Source organism: Sphaerotilus hippei, assembly GCF_003201595.1.
GTDB lineage: Bacteria > Pseudomonadota > Gammaproteobacteria > Burkholderiales > Burkholderiaceae_C > Sphaerotilus > Sphaerotilus hippei.
In genome coordinates this window covers 23,450-47,089 of record NZ_QJJS01000018.1, presented here as the reverse complement: position 1 = coordinate 47,089, position 23,640 = coordinate 23,450, and the positions used below count along the sequence as shown (strand labels likewise).

The window sequence follows — 23,640 nt, the reverse complement described above, 5'->3', positions numbered from 1 at the left end:
TCAGCGATGGCGCAGGCGTGAACCGGGTCGGTCGGTGAGCGGATCGGCCGCCCAGGTGGCCCGGCCGCTGCCGATGGGCCCGTCGACCTGATCGAACGGCAGCGCCAGCGTGGTGTCGACGTTCGGCCCGCCCGCGTGGGCGCAGAAGGTGGCGGCCAGCCCGGGCAGCTGCGCCGCGTGCTGCAGTCCGCGCGTGGCGGCCGCCCACCACTTCGAGAACGAGGCGCAATCGGCGGACACCGGCGCGAACAGCGCCGGCGGATCGTGGCGGAACCACGCCGGCGCGCCGGGTCCGGGCGGCAGCAGCGCCTGCACGGCAGGCCCCAGGTGCAGGTCGTCGACCAGGTGCACCGAGCGGGCCGTGCGCAGCGCCGCCGACCAGTCGGCGGCCGATCCGTGCCAGCGGGCGGCGCCCAGCTCCTCCATCAGGCCGGCCACGAAAGCCCAGCGGGCATCGCGCCAGGCCTGCGGGTGCAGCTCGTCGATGACCGCGCCCACGGGCACCGCCTGCGCCGGCAGCGCCTCGGGGCGGCGACCCAGCGACCACGGATGGACCAGCCAGACGTCCCGTCCGGCCAGATCGCCCGCCAGCCGGTCCGGGGCGTCGGCCAGCGCGGTGAAACCGGCCTGCGGCGGTGGCCGCCGGGAACAGGGCGGCTCGATCACGCCATCGTCCGTCGGCGCCACGACCGGCATGGCGGCCCGGTCGCGGGCCACCGCCTCCAGCGTGGCGTAGTCGGTGTCGAGGGGCGTGCCGGGGCTGTGCCACGACGGCGGCGCGAAACGGGCCACGTTGTCGGCGTTGAACAGATAAGGCTTGTGGCTGCCGGTGGCCGCCACCCACTGCCAGCTGAGGTGGTTGCTGGCGACGTCGCCATCGAGCAGGTGGCCGATCAGCCAGTCCGCGCCCGCACGCCAGTGCACCTTGCGCAGGTGCACCAGGTAGCTGGCCAGCCACAGGCGGGCGTGGTTGTGCAGGTGGCCGCAGGCGTAGAGCGAGCGCACCGCCTGGTCGATCACCGGCACGCCGGTGCGCGCCTGCCGCACGTCGTCGGGCACCTGCGGGGCATAGGCCTCATCGGGCAGCAGGCCGGGGTGGAGCGACTGCAGGATGGCCTCCCCGCGCCGGGCCCGCACGTGCTGGAAATACGCCCGCCAGCCCAGCTCGTAGACCAGCTTGTGCTGCACCTCCAGGCGCGCGGCGTCACCCGGCCCGGCCAGCACGGCCCCGAGCACCTCGGGCAGGCTCAGCACCCCATGGGTGATGTAGGGCGACAGGCCGGTGGCCGCCCCGTCGAGGTGGTTGCGGCTGCGGGCATACGCGGCGGGCTGCACGGCCCGCAGCCGCTGCCAGGCCGCATCCCGGCGCGGCTCGAAATGCCGCAGCGACTCCAGTCGCACCGACATGCCCATGTCCAGCGTCCCCATGCCCAGCCCCCTGTCCGGCGTGCCCGGCGTCATGGTCGCGCCCCCGCGCCAGGGGCCGATCCGCCCCGCTGGCGGCGGCAGGCCTCGGAGCAGTGGCGCACCTCGTCCCAGACCCGCGCCCAGCGACGGCGCCAGCTCATCGGGCGGCCGCAGGTCGCGCAGGGTTTGCTGGGCAGCTCGGCCTTGTTGCCCTTGAATCCGGTCGCACGGCTCATGTCGACCTCAGCGCAGCATCGCCTCGGCCATCGCCTGGCCGGACAGGAAGGCGGCCTCCACGCGCGGGCCGCCCAGGCCGTCGCCGCACACGCCCAGCCCGCTGCGCCCGTCCCACCAGGCCGGTGGCGAGCCGGCCGGCCGGCGGGGCGCCAGCGCGTAGCGCCAGCGGTGCACCGTCCGGTGCAGCCAGACCACCGGCGACGTGCCGCCGACCTGATCAGCCAGCGCCTGCAGCAGCAGGGCCTCGACGGTGGCCGCATCGTGCTCGAGGTGCTGCCGGCTCCAGACCGGATCGGCCTGGGCCACCCAGTGCACCTGGCCCGGCACGACCGTGCGCCCCGGCTTGCGGTCGTTGCGGGCGATCCAGCTCAGCGGCCCCCGGGCCGGCCGCACGACCTCCCAGGGCGCGGCCTCGCCGCCGGGGTCCTGCGCCACGGCCATCAGCGTCCAGCAGGGCTGCAGGTCGATCGCCGCGAGCTGGCGCGCCCAGTCGGCCCGCACCGGCTGCACCAGCGGCACCGCCTGCCACGGCGGCACGGCCACCACCACCGCGTCGAAGCCGTCGGCGACCGGCTCGTCCGGCCCGAGGTGCAGGGCCCAGCCGCCCGCCCGCCGCTCCAGCGCCGTCACGGCCTGCCCGAGCTGCACCGGCACCCCGTCGGCCAGCGCCCGCACCAGCGCCGGCATGCCGGGCACGGCCACCTGCGCGTCGGCGGCCTCGAGCACAGCCGAGCCATCGGCCGCCCGCACCCGCAGCGGCCACGGCGCGACCCAGCCCTCGCGCCGGCCCCGCTCGAGGCAGGCGGCAAAACGGGGATCGCGGGCGGTAAAGTACTGCGCGCCATGGTCGAACACGCTGTCGTGCCGGGCGCCTGCGGCGTCGGTCCAAGAGGCCCGCCGGGTGCACAGCCGCCCGCCGATCCCGCGTGACTTGTCCAAGAGCGTCGGCGTCCAGCCGGCCTGCCCCAGGGCGGCGGCGCAGGCCGCTCCCGCCACGCCCGCCCCGACGATGGCCACCCGCATCACGCCCTCCCGGCCGACGCCAGGCAAGCGGCGCCCGCACCGGCACGCCCGCCTCCAGCCCCGCCCCTGATCGATCTCGACACACGGCATCCGGTCATCGCTGCACTCCATTCATGGTCGCAAACCATAGTGGAAACTCGGCCATGACACCGCATTGAATCGATTCACCCGCCAATCCGCTGCGACATTGCGATTCAAAGCCGATTCAGACACGAGGTCCTGCCGTGCAGGTGCGGACCCGGTGCCTCGGCTCGAAGGCGCCCGGAGCCGCCGGGCCGCGGCGGCCGCGCTCAGGTCAGGATGAAGTCCACCGGCACCGGGGCCACCGGCAGGTCGACGTCGCCCAGCAGCTCGCGCACCGAGATCTCGATGCCGATGGCCATCGCGTCGAGCGCCAGGTCGTTGGGTTCGAGGCCGAAGGGCTCCTCGATCTCCTCGCCCAGCGCCTCGACCGAGAAGAAGGTGTAGGCCACGAAGGTGACCATCAGTGGGGTCATCACGCCGATGGCGTCGAGCAGCCCGAAGGGCAGCATCATGCAGTAGAGGTAGACGGTGCGGTGCAGGATGACCGAGTAGGTGAAGGGCAGCGGCGTGTGGGCGATGCGCTCGCAGCCGCCCAGCGCGTCGTTCAGGCCGGTCAGGCCGCGGTCCATCTCGACGGCCAGCAGCGGGTCGAGCCGGCCGCTCTCGCGCTGCTGGCGCAGCCAGTGCGCCAGCCACAGCAGGATCTGCATCGGCGGGTGGCGGGCGTCGCCGACCTGGGCCAGCACCTCGGCGGGCAGCAGGCGCTGCAGGTCGGCACGGGCCGGACTGCCGCGCAGGCGGTGGCGCACCGCGTGCACGAAGGCGGCCAGGCCGAGCACGAAGGGCCGCACCAGGTCGGGGTCGCGGTCGGCGCCGGCCACGAAGGTGAGGGCCTGGCGGGTCAGCGTGCGGCTGTCGGTCAGCAGGCGCCCCCACAGCCGGCGCGCCTCCCAGTAGCGGTCGTAGCTGGCGCTGTTGCGAAAGCCCAGGAAGATGGCCAGCGCCACGCCGACGAGCGAGAACGGCACGGCGGTGAGCGTCACCTTCCAGTGCAGCAGCTCGCCGTGGAAGCGCACCACCAGCGCCGACAGGGCCGCCACGAACAGCAGCTGCGGGGCGATGCGCTTGAGGATGGAGCCGCGCCAGACCAGCAGCATGCGCCACCAGTTGAGCCGGGGGCGCAGGATCATGAGAGCCAGCCCACCCGGCCCTGGCCGATGTCGTTGATGCGCTGCACGAAGGCGGCGGCCTCGGGCTCGGGCAGGCTCAGGTCCAGCTCGACGAGGCTGCCGTGGCGCACCTCGAGCAGCTGCACGCCGGCGGCCTCGCTCTCGCGCCGCAGCAGCCCCTCGAGCGCATACGGCACCGTGCAGCACAGGCGCTTCATGCGCTGCAGCGGCACCTTCCGCGCGGTCAGCAGCGCCTGCGCCACGCAGTCGGTGTAGGCCCGCACCAGCCCGCCCGCGCCCAGCTTGACGCCGCCGAAGTAGCGCACGACGGTGGCCACCACGCCCTCGAGGTCCTGGTGGCGCAGCACGTCGAGCATCGGCCGGCCGGCCGTGCCGCCCGGCTCGCCGTCATCGACCGCGGCCGACTGGCCCCCGGCCAGCAGGGCCCAGCACACATGGGCCGCCCCGGGGTGCAGCGCCCGCAGCTCGGCGACGCGCCGCTGGGCCGAGGCCCGGTCGGCCATCGGCTCGACGCAGCCGATGAAGCGGCTCTTGCGGATCAGCAGGTCGCTGTGCACCGGCGCGCAAAGGGTCTGGGCCATCCGGTGGTCGGGTCTGGATGAGGTGGGGCGATGCGGCGGGAGTCGGTGGTTTCAGGCGCCGAGACCGGCCATCGCCTCGCCCAGGCGGACCGGGCGGGTGGCCGCCCAGTCCGGCGTGAAGGCGAGCGGGCCGGCCGGGAACAGCGCCACCACGGTCGAGCCGAGCAGGAAGCGTCCCATCTCCTCGCCCTGCTTCAGCACGATGGACTGGTCGTGGTAGTGCCACTCGCGCACCTGGCCCACGCGCGGCGGGTTGACCACGCCGTGCCACACCGTGGCCATGCTGCCGACGACGGTCGCGCCCACCAGCACCAGCACGAACGGGCCCAGCCGGGCCGACTCGAAAAGGCACACCACCCGCTCGTTGCGGGCGAACAGGCCCGGCACCCCGCGCGCGGTGGTCGGGTTGACCGAGAACAGGTCACCCGGCACGTGGATCATGCGCAGCAGCCGCCCGTCGCAGGGCATGTGGATGCGGTGGTAGTCGCGCGGGCTCAGGTAGAGGGTGGCGAAATGGCCGTTCTCGAAGCGGCCGGCCAGGCCCGCGTCCCCGCCCACCAGCGCCGTGGTCGAGTAGTGGTGGCCCTTGGCCTGGAAGATCCGGTCCCGCTCGATGCGGCCGAACTGGCTGATCGCCCCGTCGACCGGGCAGATCAGGTCGGCCCGGGCCAGCGGGCGCGCGCCGGGGCGCAGCGCCCGGGTGAAGAACTCGTTGAAGCTGGCGTAGTGCGCCGGGTCCGGATCGGCCGCCTCGTTCATGTCCACGTCGTAGCGGCGGATGAACCAGCGGATCAGGTCGGCCGTGCGGGCACCGTCACGGCGTGATGCCACCCATCCGGCAAACGCCGTCAGCGCCTTCTTGGGCATCAGGTACTGCGGCAGCACCGCGAGGCGATCGGACATGGGCATCGAGGGCAAGCAGTGAAGGACGCGGATTGTATCGAGCCGACTGTCGCGTGGCCGCACAACCGCGGCTCGCCGCGGCGGCGCCGGCAGCGCACAATCGACGACATGCCGCGTTCGTGCAACCGCCCTCCCCGCCGCGCCGCGCCGCCGCCCAGCCGGCGGCGCCGGCTGCATGTGCGGCTGCACCACTGCGGGCCCCCCGCGATCGACACCTGCCTGGCCGCCTGACCTCGTCTCCCGTCAACCGACGGGCCGGACCCCCTGCTGGAGCCCCCGTGTCGTCCCCCCCGTCTTCCGAATCGTCCCCCGTCAGCCTGACCGACCGGCTGCACCGTTTCCGCCCCCGCCTGCTCGACACGCTGGACGGCTACGACAAGGCCCGCTTCGGCGCCGACGTCGGCGCCGGGCTGACCGTGGGCATCGTGGCCCTGCCGCTGGCCATGGCCTTCGCGATCGCCAGCGGCGTCAAGCCCGAGCAGGGCATCTACACCGCCATCATCGCGGGCTTCCTGATCTCGGCGCTGGGCGGCTCGCAGGTGCAGATCGGCGGGCCGGCCGGGGCGTTCATCGTCATCGTCTACGGCATCGTCGAGCGCTACGGGCTGGCCAACCTGCTGATCTCGACCATGATGGCCGGCGTGCTGCTGATGCTCATGGGCTGGCTCAAGCTCGGTGCGCTGGTGCGCTACCTGCCGGTGTCCATCGTGATCGGCTTCACCAACGGCATCGCGGTGCTGATCGCGCTGTCGCAGGTGCGTGACCTGCTCGGCCTGGACATCGACAAGCTGCCGGCGGACTTCTTCGCGCAGATCGGCACGCTGGCCCGCCACGCCGACAGCTTCAACCCGTGGGCGCTGCTGCTGGGCACGCTGTGCGTGGCCGGGCTGAGCTTCTGGAGCACGCTCTTCAAGTCCGCCCGCTTCCTGCCCGCGGCCCTGCGCGAGGGCCCGCCCGCGCGGGCGGTGCAGCGCATTCCGGCGCCGATCGTCGCGCTGGTCAGCCTGACGCTGCTGGCCAGCCTGCTGGGTCTGCCGGTCGAGACCATCGGCTCGCGCTTCGGCGGCATCCCGCAGGGCCTGCCGGCCTTCGCGCTGCCCGAGTTCACCTGGAGCACCGCCAAGCAGCTGCTGATCCCCACGCTCACGATCGCGCTGCTGGGGGCGATCGAGTCGCTGCTGTGCGCCCGGGTGGCCGACAACATGATCGAGCACCGCGCCCATGACCCCAACCAGGAGCTGATGGCCCAGGGCGTGGCCAACCTGGTGGCGCCGCTGTTCGGCGGCATCCCGGCCACCGGCACGATCGCACGCACCGTCACCAACGTGCGCGCCGGCGCCGCTTCGCCGGTCGCGGGCATGGTGCACGCGCTGTCGCTGCTGCTGGTCATCCTGGTGGCCGCGCCGCTGGCGGTGCACGTGCCGCTGGCGGTGCTGGCCGGCATCCTGCTGGTGGTGGCCTGGAACATGGGCGAGTGGCGCGAGTTCGCCCACCTGCGCCACTTCAACCTGACCTACCGCATCGTGCTGGTGGGCACCTTCCTGCTGACGGTGATCTTCGACCTGACGGTGGCGGTGGAGGTCGGGCTGATCCTCGCCTGCGTGTTCTTCATCTGGCGCATGGGCCAGCTGTTCCGGGTCGAGCCGGCCGCGCTGAACCGCGACGACGGCGTGATCGTGCGCCGCATCTACGGCGCGCTGTTCTTCGGCGCCGTCGACAAGATCGAGGCCCTGCCCGAGCAGATGCCCGAGGGCAGCCGGGTGCTGATCCTCGAGGCCAGCCGGCTGATCGCGATCGACAGCTCGGGCCTGGATGCGCTCAAGGGCCTGCACCGCCAGCTGCAGCGCCGCGGCGTGCGCCTGCTGCTGGCCGACCTGAACGAGCAGCCACGCTCGCTGATGGAGCGCGCCGGCTTCGACCACCTGCTGGGCCAGTCGCCGGCGACGGACACGCTGGAGGAGGCGCTGCGCCGCGCGCGGCCCGAGGCGACCACGGCCGGCACCGTGCCCGCCTGAGCGAGGCGGGCGGCAAGCGCGTCGAAGCCCGGCCGCCAGGCCCGAGCCCGGGCCTGACGGCCGGGCGCTCAGTGCCGGCGGCGGGCGCTGGCGCGCCAGAAGCGTTTCACCTCGACCAGCTCGGCCAGGATCGGCGCCGCCTCGGCCACCACGCGGTCCCGCTCGGCGCTCAGCCAGCCGACCGCGAACCAGGCCTCGGGCTGCTGCGCCACCACCGACAGGAAACGCTCGCGCGCCACGCTCAGGTCGTTGCAGCGGCCCAGCACCTCCTGGGCCGCCCGCAGGCCGTCGAGGTAGGCGCGGACCGCCTTGGGCGCGTACAGCGCCGCGACCAGCTCGGCGCTGTAGCGCAGGCGCTTGAGGCGCTTGCGCAGGCCGTGGCGCCCGGCCTCGTCCAGCGCCAGGAAACGCCCGGCATCGCGCAGCACCCGCCGGTGCTGCGCCTTCAGACCGGCCCGGGCCGCCGGCTCCAGCGCGGGCACGGCTGGCGCTGCAGCGGACACCTCGGCCGCCGCACCGGCGGGCACGTCGACCGGCCGCTCGGCCACGGGCGCGCTCGCCAGCGCCAGCACCTCCAGCCAGAGCCGCTGCGTGGCGACGCCGCGCAGCAGCCCGGCCGGCTCGGCCATGACCGGTGGCGTCGGCAGGCGGCCCACCGGCGAGCCGGCCGCCACCAGCGCCGGCAGCACCGACTCGGCCAGCGCATCCTGGTCACGCGCCGTGCCCAGCGTGGTGAACAGCGTGGCCAGGCCGGCCTCGAGGCCGGCCAGCCGGGCCGGGTCGTCCACCGCCAGCCACGGCCCGTGCACCTTCAGCACCGTGCGCAGGCGCCGCAGACCGACACGCAGCTGGTGCAGGTGCTCCGGCGTACCCAGGCCGTCGGCCAGGTCGGACGCATTGGGCAGCACCTGGCGCATCACCGTCAGCATCATGCGGCGCACCGCCTCGGCCGCCGGCGTCTCGCGCGACAGCTGCACCGTCCGGGCCCGGACGGCCGGGCCGTGGGTCAGGCCCCGCACGAGGCGGTCACCCCGTTCGGCCTTGGTGCGGCTGTCCAGCCACAGGCCGTGGCGATCGACCCAGCGCCGCGCCAGCGACAGCAGCGCCGGCACCGGCCCGCTGACCAGCTCGAACTCGAGCTCGAACAGCTCGACCGCCTGGTCACCCGACAGGATGTGGCCCTCGTCGAAGGCCAGCTCGACCACCGCGCCCTCGTGGCGCAGCAGGCGGTGGGTGCGCCGCACGTCGGTGCCGTACTGGCGCTGCAGGTCGGCCGCCCCGATGCCCTGCTGCTTGAGCAGCGCCTCGAGCGCGTCGCCGGCGGGCGTGCCGACGTGGCGCGACAGGTCCAGCCCCGGCTCGCCCTCGGGCGGCGTCGCCACTGGCGCGTTGTGCTCGAGCCGTTTCATCAGCCCGTCGCCGCCGCCCTTGAGCGTCTGCACCCACTGGGCGTTCTCGCGCCGCAGGCGCACGGCGAAGCCCGCGCGGGCCAAGTGACGCTGCGGCGTGTCGAAATAACGCGCCTGCAGCTCGGTCACCTGCGCACGGCGGGTGGTGACGGCGCGGCGCAGGGCCGACCGGTGGCCGGCAGGCACCTGGAACTTCAGCTCGACTTCTTGCATGGCTGTGACGGAAGGATGACAGCACCGATTCTCGCGGCGCGCCCGCCGGATTTGATGACAAGGCGCACTAGAATCCGCGGTTGCCCGGCCGTGCCGCGGCGCGCTCGTCGACGCACCGTCGATCCCTGCACCCGTCCGAGAGAAGACCCGCCATGCCGCTGTTCTGGAAACCGTACCAGTCCGATGCCACCCAGTTCATCGAATCCCTGAAGAAGAAGGACCCGCAACTCGAGGCCCGCCAGCGCGAAGGCCGCAGCCTGCTGTGGGACCGCCCGGTCGACCGCTCGACCCAGAAGGAATTCGAGGCCGCCAAGGTCGCCCAGCAACCCTACGTCTACCAGACCAAGGGCTGAGCCCCGGGCCCCAGGCGCTCGTCCCGGTGTCGGTCGCGCCCGATCACGAGGCCCCGCCGGACGAGCTCGATCCGGTGGCGGTCGCGCGGCTCTATGGCGAGCCGATGTTCGCGCTGCCCCAGGACCTCTACATCCCGCCCGATGCGCTGGAGATCTTCCTCGAGACCTTCCAGGGCCCGCTGGATCTGCTGCTCTACCTGATCCGCAAGCAGAACTTCAACATCCTCGACATCCCGATGGCGGATGTCACGCGCCAGTACCTCGCCTACATCGAGCAGATCCGCAAGCACAACCTCGAGCTGGCGGCCGAGTACCTGCTGATGGCGGCGATGCTCATCGAGATCAAGTCGCGCATGCTGCTGCCCCCGCGCCGCCACCCCGACGGTGACGAGCCCGAGGATCCGCGCGCCGAGCTGGTGCGACGCCTGCTGGAATACGAGCGCATGAAACAGGCCGCCGCGGGGCTGGACCGGCTGCCGCTGGCGGGCCGCGACTTCCTGAGCGCCCAGGTGCACGTCGAGCAGTCGGTGGCCGTGCTGTTCCCGGACGTCTCGCCCGACGACCTGCGCTCGGCCTGGGCCGACATCCTCAAGCGCACCCGGCTGACCCAGCACCACCGCATCAGCCGGGAACAGCTGTCGGTGCGCGAGCACATGACGCAGCTGCTGCGCCGCCTGCAGAACGAGCGTTTCCTCGAGTTCGGCGAGCTGTTCGACCCGACCCGCGGCGCCCAGGTGCTGGTGGTGACCTTCATCGCCATGCTGGAACTCTCGCGCGAGCGCCTGCTCGAGCTGACCCAGGCCGAAGCCTTCGCGCCGATCTACGTGCGCCTGGCCTACCAGCCCTGCTGAAGCGCCAGCCTGTCCGGTACCAGGGCACCCGCCGCCCGGTGTGGTCAGGACGCGGCACCACAGTCGAGGGCCCGACCCCGCAGGGGCCAACGCATTAATCCAGTCCGGCGTTTGATATGTCTCAAATTAGCGTTCGAGTACACCGCTTGTTTCATCTTTGCTGCCGGATTGATCATTTCAGGACGTGAGTGTGGATTTCGGGCAGGTATGCTTTTGTCGTTCCAGCAACAGAACCAGACAGTACCTGACCGGAGCTCGCGGGGGGCGAAGCATCGGAAGGTCGTCTCTGTGGCCCTTGCCTGCACCTCAGCCTTCGTGGCTTGACCGAGACATGAACGTCCGCATCACCTTCGCTCCCCCCCCGCTGCGCATCACGCTGGTCGCCTTCGTCACCCTCGTCGCCACCCTGGCCAGCCCGGTCCGGGCCGACGAGCTGCGCTACACGGTGCGTCCAGGCGACAGCGCCGCCAGCGTGGCCGGTGCGCTGCTGCTCGACCCGAGCTACCGCAGCGCCCTGCTGCGCCACAACCAGCTCGCCGACGAGCAGCCGCTGACGCCCGGCAGCACCTTGCAGCTGCCCTGGTCGTGGCTGAAGCCGCGGGCCTCGATGCTCACGCTCGGTGCGGTGACGGGGCCGGTCGACTCCGATCTGCAGGGCCCCTGGACCCGGCTGGCCGAACAGGCCCGGACCACGCTGACCCTGCGCGCCGGCCAGTCCCTGCGCACCGGCGAGCGGGGCAGCGTGCTGCTGCAGCTGCCCGACGGCAGCACGATCCAGGTGCGCCCGCAGTCCGAGCTGCGCCTGCTCGGCGCCGACGTGATCGGCCTGGACACGCCGCTGGTCGCCATCGAGCTGATGCGCGGGGCGCTGGAAAGCGGACACCGGCCACCGATTCCGACGGGCGGGCGGCTGCTCGTCACCACGACCGCGACCGGCGCCATCCTGCACGGCAGCCGCTTCCGCATCACGGTGGACGACGAGGGCACGCGCACCGAGGTGCTCGAGGGCACGGCGCGCCTGCAGTCGCCGGCGGGCGAGGTCGAGCTGGGCCCGGCGCAGGGGGTGCTGGCGCGCCCCGGCACCGGCCTGCCGCCGGCCACCACGCTGCTGGGCGCGCCGGACCTGTCGGCCCTGCCGGTGACGGTGGCACGGCTGCCGCTGACGGTGCACCACGCCCCGGTCGACGGCGCGGTGCGCTACCGCACCCGGCTGCTGCGCCCGCCCGCCGGCGCCGAGGACGGCACCGCGCCGGAACTGGTGATGGAGCGGACCGGCCCCGAGGCCACCGTCATGCCCCCCGCGGGCGCACCGCTGCCGCCGGGGCCTTACATCGTCCAGGTCCGGGGCATCGACCCGCTCGGGCTGGAGGGCCGCGAGAGCGCGCGCCCGATCGAGCTGCTGCTGCCCTCGTCTCCACCGACCCCACGCTGGCCGCCCGTGGACGCCTGGGTGGTGTCGGGCGCCACCCGGCTGGAATGGCAGGCCCACGCCACGCCGGGGGCCGACCAGCCGGCCACCTTCCACGTGCAGCTGGCCCGTGATGCGCAGTTCCAGACCCTGGTCGCCCAGGCCCGGACCGGGCTGACGACCTGGTCGACCGGCCCGCTCGAGCCTGGCCTCTACCACTGGCGGGTCGCCCAGCTCGATGGCGACCGGATCGGTCCGTACGGCGAAGCCCGCACGATGCATGTGCCCGATCGCATCCCCAGCCTGGCCGAGCCCGAACTCGGCGAGCGGCTGCGGCTGCGCTGGACCGATCCGGGCGGCATCGGCGCGCTGCGCCTGCAGATGGCCCGTGATGCGGAGTTCGCCCAGCCGATCATCGACCAGCCGGTGAGCGGCAGCCAGCTCGAGCTGCCCCGGCCACCGGCCGGGCAGTACCTGCTGCGGCTGCTGGCCATCGATGCCGAGGGCCGCTCGATGCCGTCGGGCGAGACCCGCGAGCTGATCGTGCCGGCCCAAGCCCGTGCCACGCTGGCCAGCCCGCTGGAGTGGCTGAGCCGCGCGAAGGTGGCCCGCAGCGGCCCGGACGGCAGCCAGCGCCCGTCGACCTCGAATCCGGCCGCCGCACGATGAGCCCGGTGCGCGCCGTGATCCACCGCCTGCTGTCGCAGCCCTGGTGGGGGGCCGTCGTGGTCCTGGCCGGGCTGCTCACCTTCGGCGATGCGCTGCTCGTGCGGATCGACACCAGCCTGCTCGACCTGGTGCGCCAGCATCTGGTGCGGCCCTTCCAGCCGGCGCCGCCGGCACGCAGCATCATCGTCGCCCTCGACGAGCGCAGCCTCCAGGAAGCGGGCCACTGGCCCTGGCGCCGCAGCCTGCAGGCCGATCTGGTGAAGGCGATCACGCATGCCGGGGCCCGCGTGATCGCCTACGACCTGCCGGTCACCGACCTGTCGGCTCCTCAGACCGCCGCCGACGACCACCTGCTGGCCACCGCGCTGCGTGAACACGGCCGGGTCGTGCTGCCGGTGGCCTCGCCGCGGCGGTCCGGCCCGGACGTGCCGGACTTCATCACGCCGCTGCCGGCCCTCGCGGCCGTCACGACGCAGGGGCATGTCGACACGGAGCTCGACCACGACGGCATGCACCGGCGGGTGTTCCTGCGCACCGGCCAGGGTGCGCGGCCATGGGATCTGCTGGAGCTGGCGCTCTGGCGGGCGGCGGTGCCCGTCATCGGGCCGGGCCGGGCTGCGGGCGCAGAGCCCGGACCGGATCGGGGGCCGGCCTGGCACGAAGGCGAACGGCTGCTGCCCGCGACCCCGGCCGAGGTGCCGGTGGTGTCGGCGATCGACGTGCTGCGCCGCCGGCCGCTGGACTCGCCGCTGGCCGGGCGGGTGGTCTGGGTCGGCCTGACCGCCGCCGGCCTCGGCCAGCCGGTGCCAAGCCCGGACGACCCCCGCATGCAGCACGGCTCGGCGGTGCAGCGCCATGCCCGGACCTACGAAGCGCTGGTGCACGATCGCCTGGTCCGCGTGGCCACGCCGCGCACGGTGCTGCTGCTGAGCCTGCTGCCCCTGCTGGCGCTGGCGGTCCTCGGCACGGTCCGGGGCCGCCCGCCCTCGCGGCACTGGCTGCCGGTCCTGACCCTGCTGCCGATCGGCGTCAGCGCCGTGCTGCTGCTGACCGCCCGGATCTGGCTGCCACCGGCCGCCGCCGTGCTCGGCGGCCTGGCCGCCACGCTGCTGTGGCACGTCCGCGAACTCCGGGCCGCCCGCCTGGCCCTGCAGCAGACCCAGGGACAGGCCAACACCACGCTGTGCGCGATCACCGACGCGGTGATCACCATCGACACCCGCCACGAGGTGCAGTACCTGAACCCGAGCGCCGAACGGCTGGTCGGCCGCCTGCTGGCCTCGGCCCGCGGACAGACGGTCGAGCGCCTGCTGCAGCTGCAGCCGGGAGACGCCCCGGCCTTGCTCGACGCGCTCGGGCGCTGCATCGGGCAGCACCGTGTCGTCGAGCTGGGCCAGCCGCTGCGGCTGCACTGCGGCGAACACGGCGAGCGCCTGGTCCGGCTGATCGCCAGCCCGGTGTCGGGCCAGCGCACCGGCGCGCGGGAGCGGCCCGGGCCGCTGGTGCGCGACGGCGCCGTGCTGGCGCTGACGGACGTGACCGACAGCCTGCGCGCCGCCGAACGGCTGCACCACGAGGCCACCCACGATCACCTGACCGGCCTGCCCAACCGGGCGCTGCTGCACCAGCACCTGCAGCAGGCGCTCGACCGGCGCCACGGCGCGGCGTCGACGGTGGCGGTGCTGTTCATGGACCTGGACCGCTTCAAGCGCATCAACGACAGCCTCGGCCACCACCAGGGCGACGAGGTGCTGCAGATCGTCGCGCAGCGCCTGCGCTCGCGCTGCGGGCCGCGGGACATGATCGCCCGCTGGGGCGGCGACGAGTTCGTGATCGTGCTGCAGGGCATGGCCGGCCGCGAGGCCGTCGCCGGCCTGGCCATGGCGCTGATCGAGGCGGTCGCGCAGGTGATCGAGCTCGACGGCGTCGAGGTCGAATGCGGCTGCAGCATCGGCCTCTCGATGACCCCGGAGGACGGCCAGGACGTCGACACGCTGCTGGGCTCGGCCGACACCGCCATGTACCGCTGCAAGGCCAAGGGTGGCCGGCGCTTCGAGTTCCACGCCTCGGGCATGCACGCCTGGACGCGGGAGTGGCTGACGCTCGAATCCCGCCTGCGCCACGGGCTGGAGGAGGAGAGCTTCGTGCTGCACTACCAGCCGCAGATCGACCTGGACAGCGGCCGGGTGGTCGGCCTGGAGGCGCTGCTGCGCTGGCGCCAGCCCGACGGCAGCGTCTGGGGCCCGTCGCGGTTCCTTGGCGTGACCGAAGCCTGCGGACTGATCCTGCCGGTGGGCCGCTGGGTGATCCAGCAGGCCTGCCGCCAGCTGGCCTGGTGGCGCGAGAACGGCGTGCCGCTGGCGCCGGTCTCGGTCAACGTCTCGGCCCGGCAGTGCCTGGACCGCAGCCTGGTGCACGACATCGCCCAGGCGCTGCAAGGCCTGGACCTGCCGGCGTCGCTGCTGAAGATCGAGGTGACCGAAAGCACGGCGACCTCCGATCTCGGCCAGCTCAAGGCGCTGCTGACCGAGCTGCGCGCGATGGGCGTGGGCGTGTCGCTCGACGACTTCGGCACCGGTTATTCGTCGCTGACCCACCTCAAGCGTTTCCCGATCGACCAGATCAAGATCGACCCGAGCTTCGTGCGCGACATCCTGCACGACCCCAGCGGGGCCGCCATCGTGCAGGCCATGATCGCGCTGGCCCATGGCCTGGGCGTGCCCGTCGTCGCCGAAGGGGTCGAGTCGGAGCAGCAGATCGCCTTCCTGCGCCAGCAGCGCTGCGACATCGCCCAGGGCTACCACTACGCCCGGCCGCTGCCGGCGCGCGAGGCCACCCGCTTCCTGCTGCAGCACCAGCACAGCCCGTCCACCGTCTACCGCGGCGCGGCGCAGACGCAGCCCGGCGACCTCGACGAACCGATGGCGCACTGGCGCTCGCGCGCGGCCTGAGGCCGGCGGCGCCGCGCCTGCATTACGTCTTGCTACACACCCGAGGCCATGGAGGGCCTCGGGCGGGCCCGGCCCACCTGCTGCAGGATGGACAGCCATGGCGCGCTGCGGTCTACTCGCCGGAAACAGCAATTCCCGCAAGGACCACGCCAAGGAGAGCATCATGGTGAGTCGCACCCAGGCCGTTTCCCCGTCCGGCAAGACCCCCTCGCGCAAGACGGCAAAAGCCGCCAGCGTGGTCGCCGCCAAGAGCGTCGCGCTCCAGCAGGCCACCGTCGCGACCCGCAAGCCCCGGGCGCTGTCGCTGCACATCGGCCTGAACGTGGTCAGCCCGGCCCACTACGGCGGCTGGAGCGGCGAGCTGGCCGCCTGCGAGTTCGACGCCGAGGACATGGCCACCATCGCGCGCTCGCGCGGCATCAAGCCCACCGTGCTGCTGAGCCGCGGCGCGACCCGGGCCAAGGTGCTCGCGGCGATGCGGGCGGCCGCCAAGGCTCTGGTCCAGGGCGACCTGTTCGTGCTGAGCTACTCCGGCCACGGCGGCCAGGTCAGCGACGTGACCGGCGAGGAGGACGACCGCAAGGACGAGACCTGGTGCCTCCACGACGGCCAGCTGATCGACGACGAGCTCTACCTCGAGCTCAGCCGCTTCGCCGCCGGCGTGCGCATCCTGGTGCTGTCCGACAGCTGCCACAGCGGCACCGTCACGCGCGACAGCATCCCGGTGCCGGCCCAGGCCCAGGCCCGTTCACGCGCGATGCCCCCGGCGATCGCCCGACGCACCTACCTGGCGCACCAGGACTTCTACGACCGCCTGCAGCGCGAGGTGCTGGCCGCCAGCGGCAGCCGGCCGCTGGCCGATCCGGATGCCGCGCTCGCCGCCCTGAGCATCGACAGCTCGCGGCTGAATGCGCTGGTCGGTGACTTCAAGCCGGCGGTCATCCTGATCTCGGGCTGCCAGGACAACCAGACCTCGATGGACGGCGAGCACAACGGCGCGTTCACCGGCAGCCTGCTGCAGATCTGGAGGGACGGGGCGTTCCAGGGCAGCTACCGGCAGTTCCACTCGCGCATCCGGGCCGGCCTGCCCGCCAGCCAGTCGCCCAACCTCTTCGTGCTCGGCGACGCCCGACGTTTCCTCGCCCAGACGCCCTTCAGCGTCTGGTGACTGTTCCCTCTCCGCTGTTCTTTCCCCGACGCCCGCACGGCCCCCGTGACGGGCGTCGACCGTGACGATGCCCCGACTCTCCTCCGCTGCCTCCGCCCCGCCCGATCTGTTCATCAGCTGTGCCAGAGAAGACCGCCCGGTCGCCCAGGCCCTCGCCCGGGCGCTCGAGTCCCAGGGGCTGGCCGTGTGGTGGGACCGTGAGGCGGCCGCCGGCCAGGACGCCGCCCCGGTCATCGCCGAACGGCTGGCCGCCGCCCGCATGACCTGCGTGCTGTGGTCGCCCGACTCGGTGCGCTCGGCCTTCGTGCGCGACGAATGCACCCGGGCCCGCGATGCCGGCAAGCTGCTGCCCATCCGCATCGCCGACGTCGAGGTGCCGATCGGCTTCGGCACGCTGCAGACGCTGGACCTGCTGGGCTGGGCGGGCGAGCCCGACGGCAGCACCTTCCCGGTGGTGCGCGAGGAGATCCTGCGGGCGGTGCGCAACAGCCACCTGTGGCTCGACAGCGTGCCGCTGAGCAGCCGGGTGCATCCACGGCGTGGTGCGGCGCGGTCGCTGGCGCGACAGGCCGAGGACAGCCTCACCGTCGGCTTCCGGCGCGCCGCCCCGCTGCTGACGCCGCTGAAACTGCTGCGGCTGCTGGTGCTGGTCGGGGTGCTGGCCTCGGTCTGGGGCGGCTACCGCTTCTACCAGGAGCACCAGGCCGGCCGGCTGCTGGCCGCCGGCCTGCAGGCCCAGTTCGCCGTCGACCCGGACCTCGAGGCCGCGCGCGACGCCTACCAGGACGCGCTGCGTGCCCGGCCGGGCTTCGGGGCCGCGCATTACCTGCTCGCCCATGTGCATGCGCAGAGCCAGCGCCCGAACCAGGCCCGCGAGCAGTTCCTGGCCGCGCTGCAGGACCAGGAGTCGCTGACGACCGGGCAGCGCGAAACCGCCCAGCGGCTGCTGAACACGCTGGACCTGGGCGAGGCCGAGGCGCTGGTCGCGCACCGGGGGGCCGAGGCCGAGGCCCAGGCGCTGGACGCCCGGGCCTCGCTGATGACGCAGGCCACGGCGGTGCCGCCCCACCTCGACCGGCAGCACCAGGCCCGCACGCTGGTGGACGGACTGTTCGACCCGGACCGGCAGCGCCATGTCGATGCCGCCAGCACGCTGGCGCTGACGCCGGGGCTGAACTCCGACGCGCTGCTGCTGGCACTGGATCTGGCCGACCGGCACTGGCGCACGGCCCCGGCGGCCGGCAGTACCCATCAGGGCCTGGTCGCGGTGCTCGGGCTGGCCCGCAGCGCCAGCCCGGTCACGCTGGCGCTGCAGCGCGAGGGCATCGAGCGCCTGCTCGCGCAGGCCGGTGCGCTGGGGGGCGAGGCGCGCACGCTGGCCGCGGCGCTGCGCCAGCGGCTGGAGACCCTGCAACCCATGCCCCGCCCGGTCGCCTACGTGCAGATCGCCCACGAACGCCAGCGGCCGCTGGCGCTGCAGTTCACCGCCGACCTGAGCTCGGCCGGTTACCTGGTGGCGCCGATCGAGCTGGTCGACACCGCCCGTTCGCCCCAGACCACCGAGATCCGCAGCCAGGGCAGCAGCCACCAGGGACTGGCCCGCTGGCTGCGCCGCAGCACGGCCCGCCTGATCGAGGACGACAACGTGCGCCTGGCCACGCTGGCGCGCGCCCATCCGCCCGGGGACACTTACGAGCTCTGGCTGGCGCGTGACCTGTGCGCGCTGGGCAACGAGCCGGCCGAGTGCGCCCCCTGAGTCACCGGGCCCCTGCCCGTCGGCCCGCGGGGCGGTGGATCAGTCCTCGTCGTCGTCCCGGTCGCCCGGGCGGCCGCCGCCGTCCAGCCACGTGGCCGTCGTGAGCGAGTCCGGTGGAGCGTCGCGCCACTGCAGCGTCCAGAAGGCCAGCACCGCGGTCAGCAGCAGCACCGCCATCCACCCGTGGTTGTGGCGGGCCAGGTCGGGCCCGGCCCCCGGGATGCGCCCGCCGAGCATCGGGCGGGCCTGGTTGCTGCCCCGCAGCAGGCTCAGGCCGGCGACCAGGGCGATGTGCAGCAGCACCATCGCCAGCATCGCGTCGGCCGCCAGCTCGTGGATCTCCTCGAGCCACTCGCCGCCCCAGTCGGCGTCCGTGGCGTAGCCACTGAGCGTCAGCGGCACGACGCTCACCAGCAGCAGCAGCACGGCCGCCGTCATCAGCAGCCCCTGCGCCTGGCGCCAGTTCGGCCGGCCCTGGCGCAGCCCGTCGAGCCAGGGGCCCAGCCCGGCGAGCTTGCGCAGCATCGGGCCCAGCCGGGCCTGCCGGGGGCCGGCCAGGCCCCACAGCAGCCGGAAGACCAGCAGGCCGGCCACGGTGTAGCCCAGCGTGACGTGCACCAGCCGCCAGTGCTCGGACTCGGCGCTCAGGTAGGCCCCGGTGAAGCACAGCGCGAACAGCCAGTGGAAGGTGCGCGTGGGGGCGTCGGTGACGCGGCGCGTCGGCGCGGTGGCCGGGGCGGTCGAGCCCCCCGCGGGGGCAGGCGCGGAAGAGGCGGAAGAGGCGGAAGAGGCGGGAGAAGTGGAAGAGGCGGTCATGGGGTCGGGCTCCGGCGGGGCTCAGCGGGGAATGCGGACACGGTCCTCATCGAAGTCACCCCGGTCGGCTCCGGCGTGGCAGGCGATGCAATGGGCGGGGCTGCCGATCGACGCCCGTTTCCAGACGGCCGGGGCGACCTCGTCGTGCTGGCGGACGAACCAGGCGCTGCGGGTGATGCGATCCTCGGGCGGGCGCTCGAGGACACGCCTGCCGGTGCCGGCATGGGCCTGCAGCCAGCGGCTGATCCGGGTGATCGACGCCTCGTCCAGCGAGGCGTCGGTGCCGTAGTGGCGATCCAGCCCGCCCATCAGGCGACTCCAGGAGGCCGCCGGCAGCAGGCCGGGGGGATAGGCCATGTGGCAGGACGCGCATTCCTGCTGGTAGAGGGGCAGCAGCGGCACGGCGAGCCGGCGGTCGTCGTCGGCCCGCACCGGCGGCGGGGCCAGGCCGGCCAGCGCCAGCATGAACAGGGGCAGCATCCGCCGCAGGCGGGTGGACGGCAGCAGGGGATGGATCACGGTCATGGCTTCAGGCGGGTGAGGTAGGTGAGCACGTCGGCCTTCTCCGCCGCGCTGCATTCGCGGTCGAGCACGTCCTTGCAGTTGCGGCGGAACCACTTGTCGACCTTGGCGGTGTCGGTGAAGGCGCGGGCATTGAAGGCCGGCGCCAGCGGGTGGATCGACTTGCCGGTCGCGGCATGCCGGCCCGGGTCGGTCGGCGGACTGCCGTGGCACGACGCGCAGGACCACTCGCCACCATGGCGGCTGGTGAAGAACACGCGCCCGCGCTCGGCGTCGGCGGGCCGGCCGGCCTGGGCCGTCCAGAACTGGCGCTGGGCCTCGGGGCTGGTGTCCTGGGCCCGGACGGCCAGCGGCACCAGGCCGCCGGCCGCGAGCAGCAGCGCAGCGCCCGGGAAGGTGAAGAATCGATGCAGGTTCATGGTGCGGGGGCCGGGCGACGGGGGCCGCAGCGGCGCAGGGGTCGGGATGCAGGCATTGTGGAAAGCCGTCGCTGTACTGAAGCTGAACCGGGCGTTTGGCTGCCGTTCAGCTTCATCGCCGCACAATGCACGCCACAAGCACCACGCCGTGGTGCACACCTGCGCAGTGGCAGACATGCTTCGATCCCTGATGCACCGGCACACGATCGGGCCCCTGGCCCTGGGGGTGCTGGCGCTGTTGATGCTGGCCGGCGCCCCCGCCGCCCGGGCGCGTGAACCGGGCGACCACGACCGGGCGCTGCAGGCGGTGGCCGCCGGCAGGATCCTGCCGCTGAAGACGCTGCTGGCCCAGGTCGAGCGCGACCATCCCGGGCAGGTGCTCGAGGTCGAGCTCGAGGACGACGACGGCCTGTGGATCTACGAGATCAAGGTGCTGCAGGCCGGTGGCGTGCTCACCCGGCTCAAGCTCGACGCGCGCACCGGCGAGGTGCTGCGGCGCAAGGCCGGCCGGACCCGCCCGCACGACTGAACGCGACCCAGGAAAGACGACCCATGCGACTGCTCGTGGTGGAAGACGAACCGACCCTGGCGGCCCAGCTGTGCCGCACCCTGCGGGACGGCGGCTACACGGTCGACGTCGCCCACGACGGCCGGCAGGCCTGGGCGCTGGGGGACATCGAGGACTTCGACGCGGTGGTGCTCGACCTCGGCCTGCCGGAGCTGGACGGCCTGACGGTGCTGCGGCGCTGGCGGGCCGCGCGGCGGACCATGCCGGTGCTGATCCTGACCGCGCGCGACCACTGGAACGAGAAGGTGGCGGGCATCGATGCCGGGGCCGACGACTACCTGAGCAAGCCCTTCCACATGGAGGAGCTGCTCGCCCGCCTGCGGGCGCTGATCCGGCGCTCCGGCGGCCATGCCAGCGCGCAGCTGCAGTGCGGGCCGGTGCAGCTCGACACGCTGAGCGGGCGGGTCACCGTCGACGGCCAGGCCGTCACGCTGACCAGCCATGAATTCAAGGTGCTGGACTACCTGATGCACCACCAGGACCGGGTCATCTCGCGGGCCACGCTGACCGAGCACATCTATGCGCAGGACCACGACCGCGACTCCAACACCATCGAGGTCTTCATCGGCCGCCTGCGCAGGAAGCTGCCGGCCCGGCTGATCGAGACCGTGCGCGGCCTGGGCTACCGGCTCAGCGACGGCGCATGAAGGCCGACGGCCCCGTCGGGTGGAGGGCGGTGCTGCGCAGGCCGATCGCCTCGCTGCGGCTGCGCCTGTTCGCCGGCACGCTGGTGGGGGTCGTGGCGGCGCTGCTGGTCGCCGGCCTCGTGCTCTGCGACCTGTTCCGCGAGCAGGTCAGCCACCAGTTCGATGCCGGCCTGCGGGCCCGGCTCGACCAGCTCACCGCCAGTTTCGAGGTCGGCGCCGATGGCCGGCCGCTGCTGGTCAGCGAGCCGGCCGATCCGCGCTGGCGGCAGCCGCTGTCGGGGCTGTACTGGCAGATCGACGGCCCGCGGCAGGCCGCGCTGCTGCGCTCGCGCTCGCTCTGGGACACCACGCTGGCCGTGCCGGCCGACGTCGCCGCCGACGGGCAGGTCCATGTGCACGAGACGACCGGACCCGGCGGCCTGAAGGTGCGGGTGATGGAGCGCGCGGTGCGCTCGGCCGAACATCCGGGGCCCCTCTGGATGCTGCGGGTGGCCCAGGACACGCACGAGATGGACGAGGCGGTGAGCCGCTTCGTCGGTGCGCTGCTGACGTCGCTGGTGGTGCTGGCGGTCGCGCTGCTGGCCGCGGCCGTGGCGCAGGTGGCCGTGGGGCTGGCCCCGCTGCGCAGCCTGCAGGCGGCGGTCACCGGCCTGCGGGAGGGTCGCCTGCAGCGGCTCGACGGCGAGTTCCCGGCCGAGCTGCAGCCGCTGATCCAGGACTTCAACAGCGTGCTCGACCAGAACGCCCAGGTCGTCGAGCGGGCGCGCACCCAGGCCGGCAACCTCGCCCATGCCATCAAGACCCCACTGGCCGTGCTGGCCAACGCGGCCGCCCGGCCCGAGGCCGCGCCGGGCGAGCTGGCCCGGCTGGTCGAGGAGCAGGTCGAGCAGGCCCGCCAGCAGGTGAACTGGCATCTGGCGAGGGCACGGGCCGCCGCCTCGGCGGGCATGCCCGGCCTGCGCACCCCGGTCGCGCCCGTCGTGGCGGGCCTGGTGCGGGTGATGTCGCGGGTCCATGCCGAACGGGCGCTGACGATCGACCCGCACGTCGGCACCCCGCTGTCCTTCGCCGGCGAAGAGCAGGACCTGCAGGAGATGCTGGGCAACCTGCTCGACAACGCCTGCAAGTGGGCCCGCACGACGGTGAGCATCGACGTCAGCGCGCCCGCGGGGCCCGGTCCGGCCACGCTGTGCCTCGTCGTCGATGACGACGGCCCGGGCCTGCCGGCGCAGCAGCATGAACGCATGCTCGCGCGCGGCGCCCGCGCCGACGAGCAGCGACCCGGCTCCGGGCTGGGCCTGGCCATCGTGCACGACCTGGCCCGGCTCTACGGCGGCGCGCTGCGGCTGTCGGGCTCGCCACGCGGGGGACTGCGGGTGCAGCTGGACCTGCCGGCGATCTGAGCGTCGCTCAGGGCAGCGTGGCACCGCCCGGTCCGGCGACACGGCCTGCCGGCCCGAGCGGGTGCATCACGGAGATCGAACGCTACCCCTCATTCGCGGGGTGGCGTGCTAGGATGTTTCGGATCGTTGCCATTTTCCCGGACGCACACCTTGACCGGAGCACATGTTGTTCCATGAAAAATCTGCGCATCATCATCCTTGACGAGCCCGAGCCGGTGGGCGGCGGGGGACCGGCCCCTCGCGGCCCGTCGGCCCTGTCCACGCTGGACCTGCGCCAGCTCGAAGGCCTCGACGGCGCGGCCACGGCCGCGCTGCTGCGTCGCCATGCGGTCAGCCTGCCCTGCGTGGACACCCAGGCGGGCGAACTGCAGGACCCGGGCGAATCGCACGAGCACGAAGCGGTGCTGGCGCTGGCCCTGCAGGCACAGCGCCAGCTCGGCGGGCCGATGATGGTGCTGCTGCAGTCCAGCGACGGCACGACCGCGCCGATGCCGCTGGACCCGCTCGAACGGCTGAAACCGCTGACCCCCCCGCCGAGCCGGCCGCAGGCCGAGCTCGACGAGGCGATGGTCGCCTCCCGCCGCCGGGATGCGGCGCTGTCGGACCCGATCACCGGCCTGCCCAGCCGGGAGCTGATGCTCGATCGCCTGGAACAGGCCTGTGCCGCCGTGTCGCGCGGAGCGGCCCCCTTCTCGCTGCTCTGGATCCGGCTGGAGCCACGACCGACCGGCCGCGGCAGCGCCGCACCGGCGACGCTCGACCCGCTGCTGGTCGAGGCCACGGCCCACCACCTGCAGAGCATCGGGCGGCGCTCGGACAGCTACGCCCGCATGGGCTCGCAGAGCTTTGCCGGACTGCTGCCCGGCAACGGTTCGGTGACCGGCGCGATCACGCTGGCCCAGCGCATGGCCGACGCGCTCTGCCTGCAGGCCGAGCAGACCGGCGGCCACTGGCCGGTGCAGCCGCTCGAGGTCCATGTCGGCGTGGCGCTGTGCCCGCAGCATGGCCAGGACGCGATGCTGCTGCTGCGCCAGGCCCATGCCGGCATGGAACAGGCCCGGCGCAACCAGCAGCGGGTGGCCTTGTTCGACCCCCGCCGCCCCTGAG

22 protein-coding genes are annotated in these 23,640 nt (G+C 73.5%); 12 read left to right on the top strand and 10 right to left on the bottom strand.

Features of this window, described 5'->3' with window-relative positions:
* From C7444_RS16410 to asd, 6 genes are all read right to left on the bottom strand, one after another.
* Window positions 1-1,428, bottom strand: coding sequence for an FAD-binding domain-containing protein (locus tag C7444_RS16410; protein WP_245909602.1), 1,428 nt, complete (start codon window positions 1,426-1,428; stop codon window positions 1-3).
* A 29-nt stretch (window positions 1,429-1,457) separates the two neighbouring features.
* Complete coding sequence (locus C7444_RS16405; protein ID WP_110401933.1) at window positions 1,458-1,643, bottom strand: DUF2256 domain-containing protein; 186 nt, start codon at window positions 1,641-1,643, stop codon at window positions 1,458-1,460.
* 7 nt (window positions 1,644-1,650) lie between these two features.
* The gene (locus tag C7444_RS16400; protein WP_170130782.1) at window positions 1,651-2,667 is read right to left on the bottom strand and encodes an NAD(P)/FAD-dependent oxidoreductase; all 1,017 of its coding nucleotides are present in this window, start codon (window positions 2,665-2,667) and stop codon (window positions 1,651-1,653) included.
* Between the two features lie 290 nt (window positions 2,668-2,957).
* A complete protein-coding gene (locus C7444_RS16395) occupies window positions 2,958-3,881 on the bottom strand; it encodes a bestrophin family protein (protein ID WP_110401931.1) in 924 nt (307 codons plus the stop codon).
* Window positions 3,878-4,462 (bottom strand): IMPACT family protein, encoded by a 585-nt coding sequence (locus C7444_RS16390; protein WP_110401930.1) that lies wholly within the window; start codon window positions 4,460-4,462, stop codon window positions 3,878-3,880. The genes C7444_RS16395 and C7444_RS16390 overlap by 4 nt, the downstream gene beginning before the upstream one ends.
* 51 nt (window positions 4,463-4,513) lie before the next feature.
* Window positions 4,514-5,365, bottom strand: a complete 852-nt coding sequence (gene asd / locus C7444_RS16385) for an archaetidylserine decarboxylase (RefSeq protein ID WP_110401929.1) — start codon at window positions 5,363-5,365, stop codon at window positions 4,514-4,516.
* 108 nt (window positions 5,366-5,473) lie between these two features.
* Between asd and C7444_RS20805 the strand changes: the two genes are divergently transcribed.
* The gene (locus tag C7444_RS20805; RefSeq protein ID WP_259372562.1) at window positions 5,474-5,596 is read left to right on the top strand and encodes a hypothetical protein; all 123 of its coding nucleotides are present in this window, start codon (window positions 5,474-5,476) and stop codon (window positions 5,594-5,596) included.
* Window positions 5,597-5,643: 47 nt separating this feature from the next.
* Window positions 5,644-7,380, top strand: coding sequence for a SulP family inorganic anion transporter (locus C7444_RS16380; RefSeq protein ID WP_245909601.1), 1,737 nt, complete (start codon window positions 5,644-5,646; stop codon window positions 7,378-7,380).
* A gap of 68 nt (window positions 7,381-7,448) precedes the next feature.
* Here the strand turns inward: C7444_RS16380 and C7444_RS16375 are convergent, their stop codons facing one another.
* Window positions 7,449-9,002 (bottom strand): CYTH and CHAD domain-containing protein, encoded by a 1,554-nt coding sequence (locus tag C7444_RS16375; RefSeq protein WP_110401928.1) that lies wholly within the window; start codon window positions 9,000-9,002, stop codon window positions 7,449-7,451.
* A gap of 152 nt (window positions 9,003-9,154) precedes the next feature.
* Between C7444_RS16375 and C7444_RS16370 the strand changes: the two genes are divergently transcribed.
* The 6 genes from C7444_RS16370 (at window position 9,155) to C7444_RS16345 (ending at window position 18,158) form a co-directional block, all read left to right on the top strand.
* Window positions 9,155-9,355 carry a DUF3460 family protein gene (locus C7444_RS16370; protein WP_110401927.1) on the top strand — a complete coding sequence of 67 codons (201 nt, stop codon included), beginning with the start codon at window positions 9,155-9,157 and terminating at the stop codon, window positions 9,353-9,355.
* 26 nt (window positions 9,356-9,381) lie between these two features.
* Window positions 9,382-10,206, top strand: a complete 825-nt coding sequence (locus C7444_RS16365) for a segregation and condensation protein A (protein ID WP_245909600.1) — start codon at window positions 9,382-9,384, stop codon at window positions 10,204-10,206.
* Between the two features lie 331 nt (window positions 10,207-10,537).
* Window positions 10,538-12,283, top strand: a complete 1,746-nt coding sequence (locus C7444_RS16360) for a FecR family protein (protein WP_110401926.1) — start codon at window positions 10,538-10,540, stop codon at window positions 12,281-12,283.
* The gene (locus C7444_RS16355) at window positions 12,280-15,234 is read left to right on the top strand and encodes an EAL domain-containing protein (protein ID WP_146219417.1); all 2,955 of its coding nucleotides are present in this window, start codon (window positions 12,280-12,282) and stop codon (window positions 15,232-15,234) included. Before C7444_RS16360 ends, C7444_RS16355 begins: the two co-directional genes overlap by 4 nt.
* A 163-nt stretch (window positions 15,235-15,397) precedes the next feature.
* On the top strand, window positions 15,398-16,402 hold the full coding sequence (locus C7444_RS16350) for a caspase family protein (RefSeq protein WP_110401924.1): 1,005 nt from the start codon (window positions 15,398-15,400) through the stop codon (window positions 16,400-16,402).
* Window positions 16,403-16,469: 67 nt separating this feature from the next.
* Window positions 16,470-18,158: a toll/interleukin-1 receptor domain-containing protein gene (locus C7444_RS16345; RefSeq protein WP_110401923.1), complete on the top strand. Its 1,689-nt coding sequence runs from the start codon at window positions 16,470-16,472 to the stop codon at window positions 18,156-18,158.
* A gap of 39 nt (window positions 18,159-18,197) precedes the next feature.
* Here the strand turns inward: C7444_RS16345 and C7444_RS16340 are convergent, their stop codons facing one another.
* Genes C7444_RS16340 through C7444_RS16330 form a run of 3 tightly spaced genes read right to left on the bottom strand, consistent with a single transcriptional unit; the run spans window position 18,198 to window position 19,915 of the window.
* Window positions 18,198-18,974, bottom strand: a complete 777-nt coding sequence (locus C7444_RS16340; protein WP_110401922.1) for a cytochrome b/b6 domain-containing protein — start codon at window positions 18,972-18,974, stop codon at window positions 18,198-18,200.
* Window positions 18,975-18,995: 21 nt separating this feature from the next.
* Entirely contained in the window at window positions 18,996-19,499 is a 504-nt protein-coding gene (locus tag C7444_RS16335) for a diheme cytochrome c (protein WP_110401921.1), read from the bottom strand.
* The gene (locus tag C7444_RS16330) at window positions 19,496-19,915 is read right to left on the bottom strand and encodes a DUF1924 domain-containing protein (protein ID WP_110401920.1); all 420 of its coding nucleotides are present in this window, start codon (window positions 19,913-19,915) and stop codon (window positions 19,496-19,498) included. The genes C7444_RS16335 and C7444_RS16330 overlap by 4 nt, the downstream gene beginning before the upstream one ends.
* 175 nt (window positions 19,916-20,090) lie before the next feature.
* On the opposite strand from C7444_RS16330, the gene C7444_RS16325 reads away from it, so the two are divergent.
* The 4 genes from C7444_RS16325 to C7444_RS16310 all read left to right on the top strand — a co-directional run bounded on the left by C7444_RS16325 (window position 20,091) and on the right by C7444_RS16310 (window position 23,639).
* Entirely contained in the window at window positions 20,091-20,444 is a 354-nt protein-coding gene (locus C7444_RS16325) for a PepSY domain-containing protein (protein ID WP_245909599.1), read from the top strand.
* 23 nt (window positions 20,445-20,467) lie between these two features.
* Window positions 20,468-21,130, top strand: a complete 663-nt coding sequence (locus tag C7444_RS16320) for a response regulator transcription factor (protein WP_110401919.1) — start codon at window positions 20,468-20,470, stop codon at window positions 21,128-21,130.
* Window positions 21,127-22,533 carry a sensor histidine kinase gene (locus C7444_RS16315; RefSeq protein ID WP_110401918.1) on the top strand — a complete coding sequence of 469 codons (1,407 nt, stop codon included), beginning with the start codon at window positions 21,127-21,129 and terminating at the stop codon, window positions 22,531-22,533. The genes C7444_RS16320 and C7444_RS16315 overlap by 4 nt, the downstream gene beginning before the upstream one ends.
* Before the next feature lie 173 nt (window positions 22,534-22,706).
* Window positions 22,707-23,639 (top strand): diguanylate cyclase domain-containing protein, encoded by a 933-nt coding sequence (locus tag C7444_RS16310; protein ID WP_170130781.1) that lies wholly within the window; start codon window positions 22,707-22,709, stop codon window positions 23,637-23,639.
* Window position 23,640 lies beyond the last annotated feature (1 nt).

Excerpts from the sequence above, each read along its gene's own strand:
- C7444_RS16410 (WP_245909602.1), bottom strand. The coding sequence starts at position 1,428 with ATGGGGACGCTGGACATGGGCATGTCGGTGCGACTGGAGTCGCTGCGG.
- C7444_RS16405 (WP_110401933.1), bottom strand. The coding sequence starts at position 1,643 with ATGAGCCGTGCGACCGGATTCAAGGGCAACAAGGCCGAGCTGCCCAGC.
- C7444_RS16400 (WP_170130782.1), bottom strand. The coding sequence starts at position 2,667 with ATGCGGGTGGCCATCGTCGGGGCGGGCGTGGCGGGAGCGGCCTGCGCC.
- C7444_RS16395 (WP_110401931.1), bottom strand. The coding sequence starts at position 3,881 with ATGATCCTGCGCCCCCGGCTCAACTGGTGGCGCATGCTGCTGGTCTGG.
- C7444_RS16390 (WP_110401930.1), bottom strand. The coding sequence starts at position 4,462 with ATGGCCCAGACCCTTTGCGCGCCGGTGCACAGCGACCTGCTGATCCGC.
- asd (WP_110401929.1), bottom strand. The coding sequence starts at position 5,365 with ATGTCCGATCGCCTCGCGGTGCTGCCGCAGTACCTGATGCCCAAGAAG.
- C7444_RS20805 (WP_259372562.1), top strand. The coding sequence starts at position 5,474 with ATGCCGCGTTCGTGCAACCGCCCTCCCCGCCGCGCCGCGCCGCCGCCC.
- C7444_RS16375 (WP_110401928.1), bottom strand. The coding sequence starts at position 9,002 with ATGCAAGAAGTCGAGCTGAAGTTCCAGGTGCCTGCCGGCCACCGGTCG.
- C7444_RS16370 (WP_110401927.1), top strand. The coding sequence starts at position 9,155 with ATGCCGCTGTTCTGGAAACCGTACCAGTCCGATGCCACCCAGTTCATC.
- C7444_RS16360 (WP_110401926.1), top strand. The coding sequence starts at position 10,538 with ATGAACGTCCGCATCACCTTCGCTCCCCCCCCGCTGCGCATCACGCTG.
- C7444_RS16355 (WP_146219417.1), top strand. The coding sequence starts at position 12,280 with ATGAGCCCGGTGCGCGCCGTGATCCACCGCCTGCTGTCGCAGCCCTGG.
- C7444_RS16350 (WP_110401924.1), top strand. The coding sequence starts at position 15,398 with ATGGTGAGTCGCACCCAGGCCGTTTCCCCGTCCGGCAAGACCCCCTCG.
- C7444_RS16345 (WP_110401923.1), top strand. The coding sequence starts at position 16,470 with ATGCCCCGACTCTCCTCCGCTGCCTCCGCCCCGCCCGATCTGTTCATC.
- C7444_RS16340 (WP_110401922.1), bottom strand. The coding sequence starts at position 18,974 with ATGACCGCCTCTTCCACTTCTCCCGCCTCTTCCGCCTCTTCCGCCTCT.
- C7444_RS16335 (WP_110401921.1), bottom strand. The coding sequence starts at position 19,499 with ATGACCGTGATCCATCCCCTGCTGCCGTCCACCCGCCTGCGGCGGATG.
- C7444_RS16330 (WP_110401920.1), bottom strand. The coding sequence starts at position 19,915 with ATGAACCTGCATCGATTCTTCACCTTCCCGGGCGCTGCGCTGCTGCTC.
- C7444_RS16325 (WP_245909599.1), top strand. The coding sequence starts at position 20,091 with ATGCTTCGATCCCTGATGCACCGGCACACGATCGGGCCCCTGGCCCTG.
- C7444_RS16320 (WP_110401919.1), top strand. The coding sequence starts at position 20,468 with ATGCGACTGCTCGTGGTGGAAGACGAACCGACCCTGGCGGCCCAGCTG.
- C7444_RS16315 (WP_110401918.1), top strand. The coding sequence starts at position 21,127 with ATGAAGGCCGACGGCCCCGTCGGGTGGAGGGCGGTGCTGCGCAGGCCG.
- C7444_RS16310 (WP_170130781.1), top strand. The coding sequence starts at position 22,707 with ATGAAAAATCTGCGCATCATCATCCTTGACGAGCCCGAGCCGGTGGGC.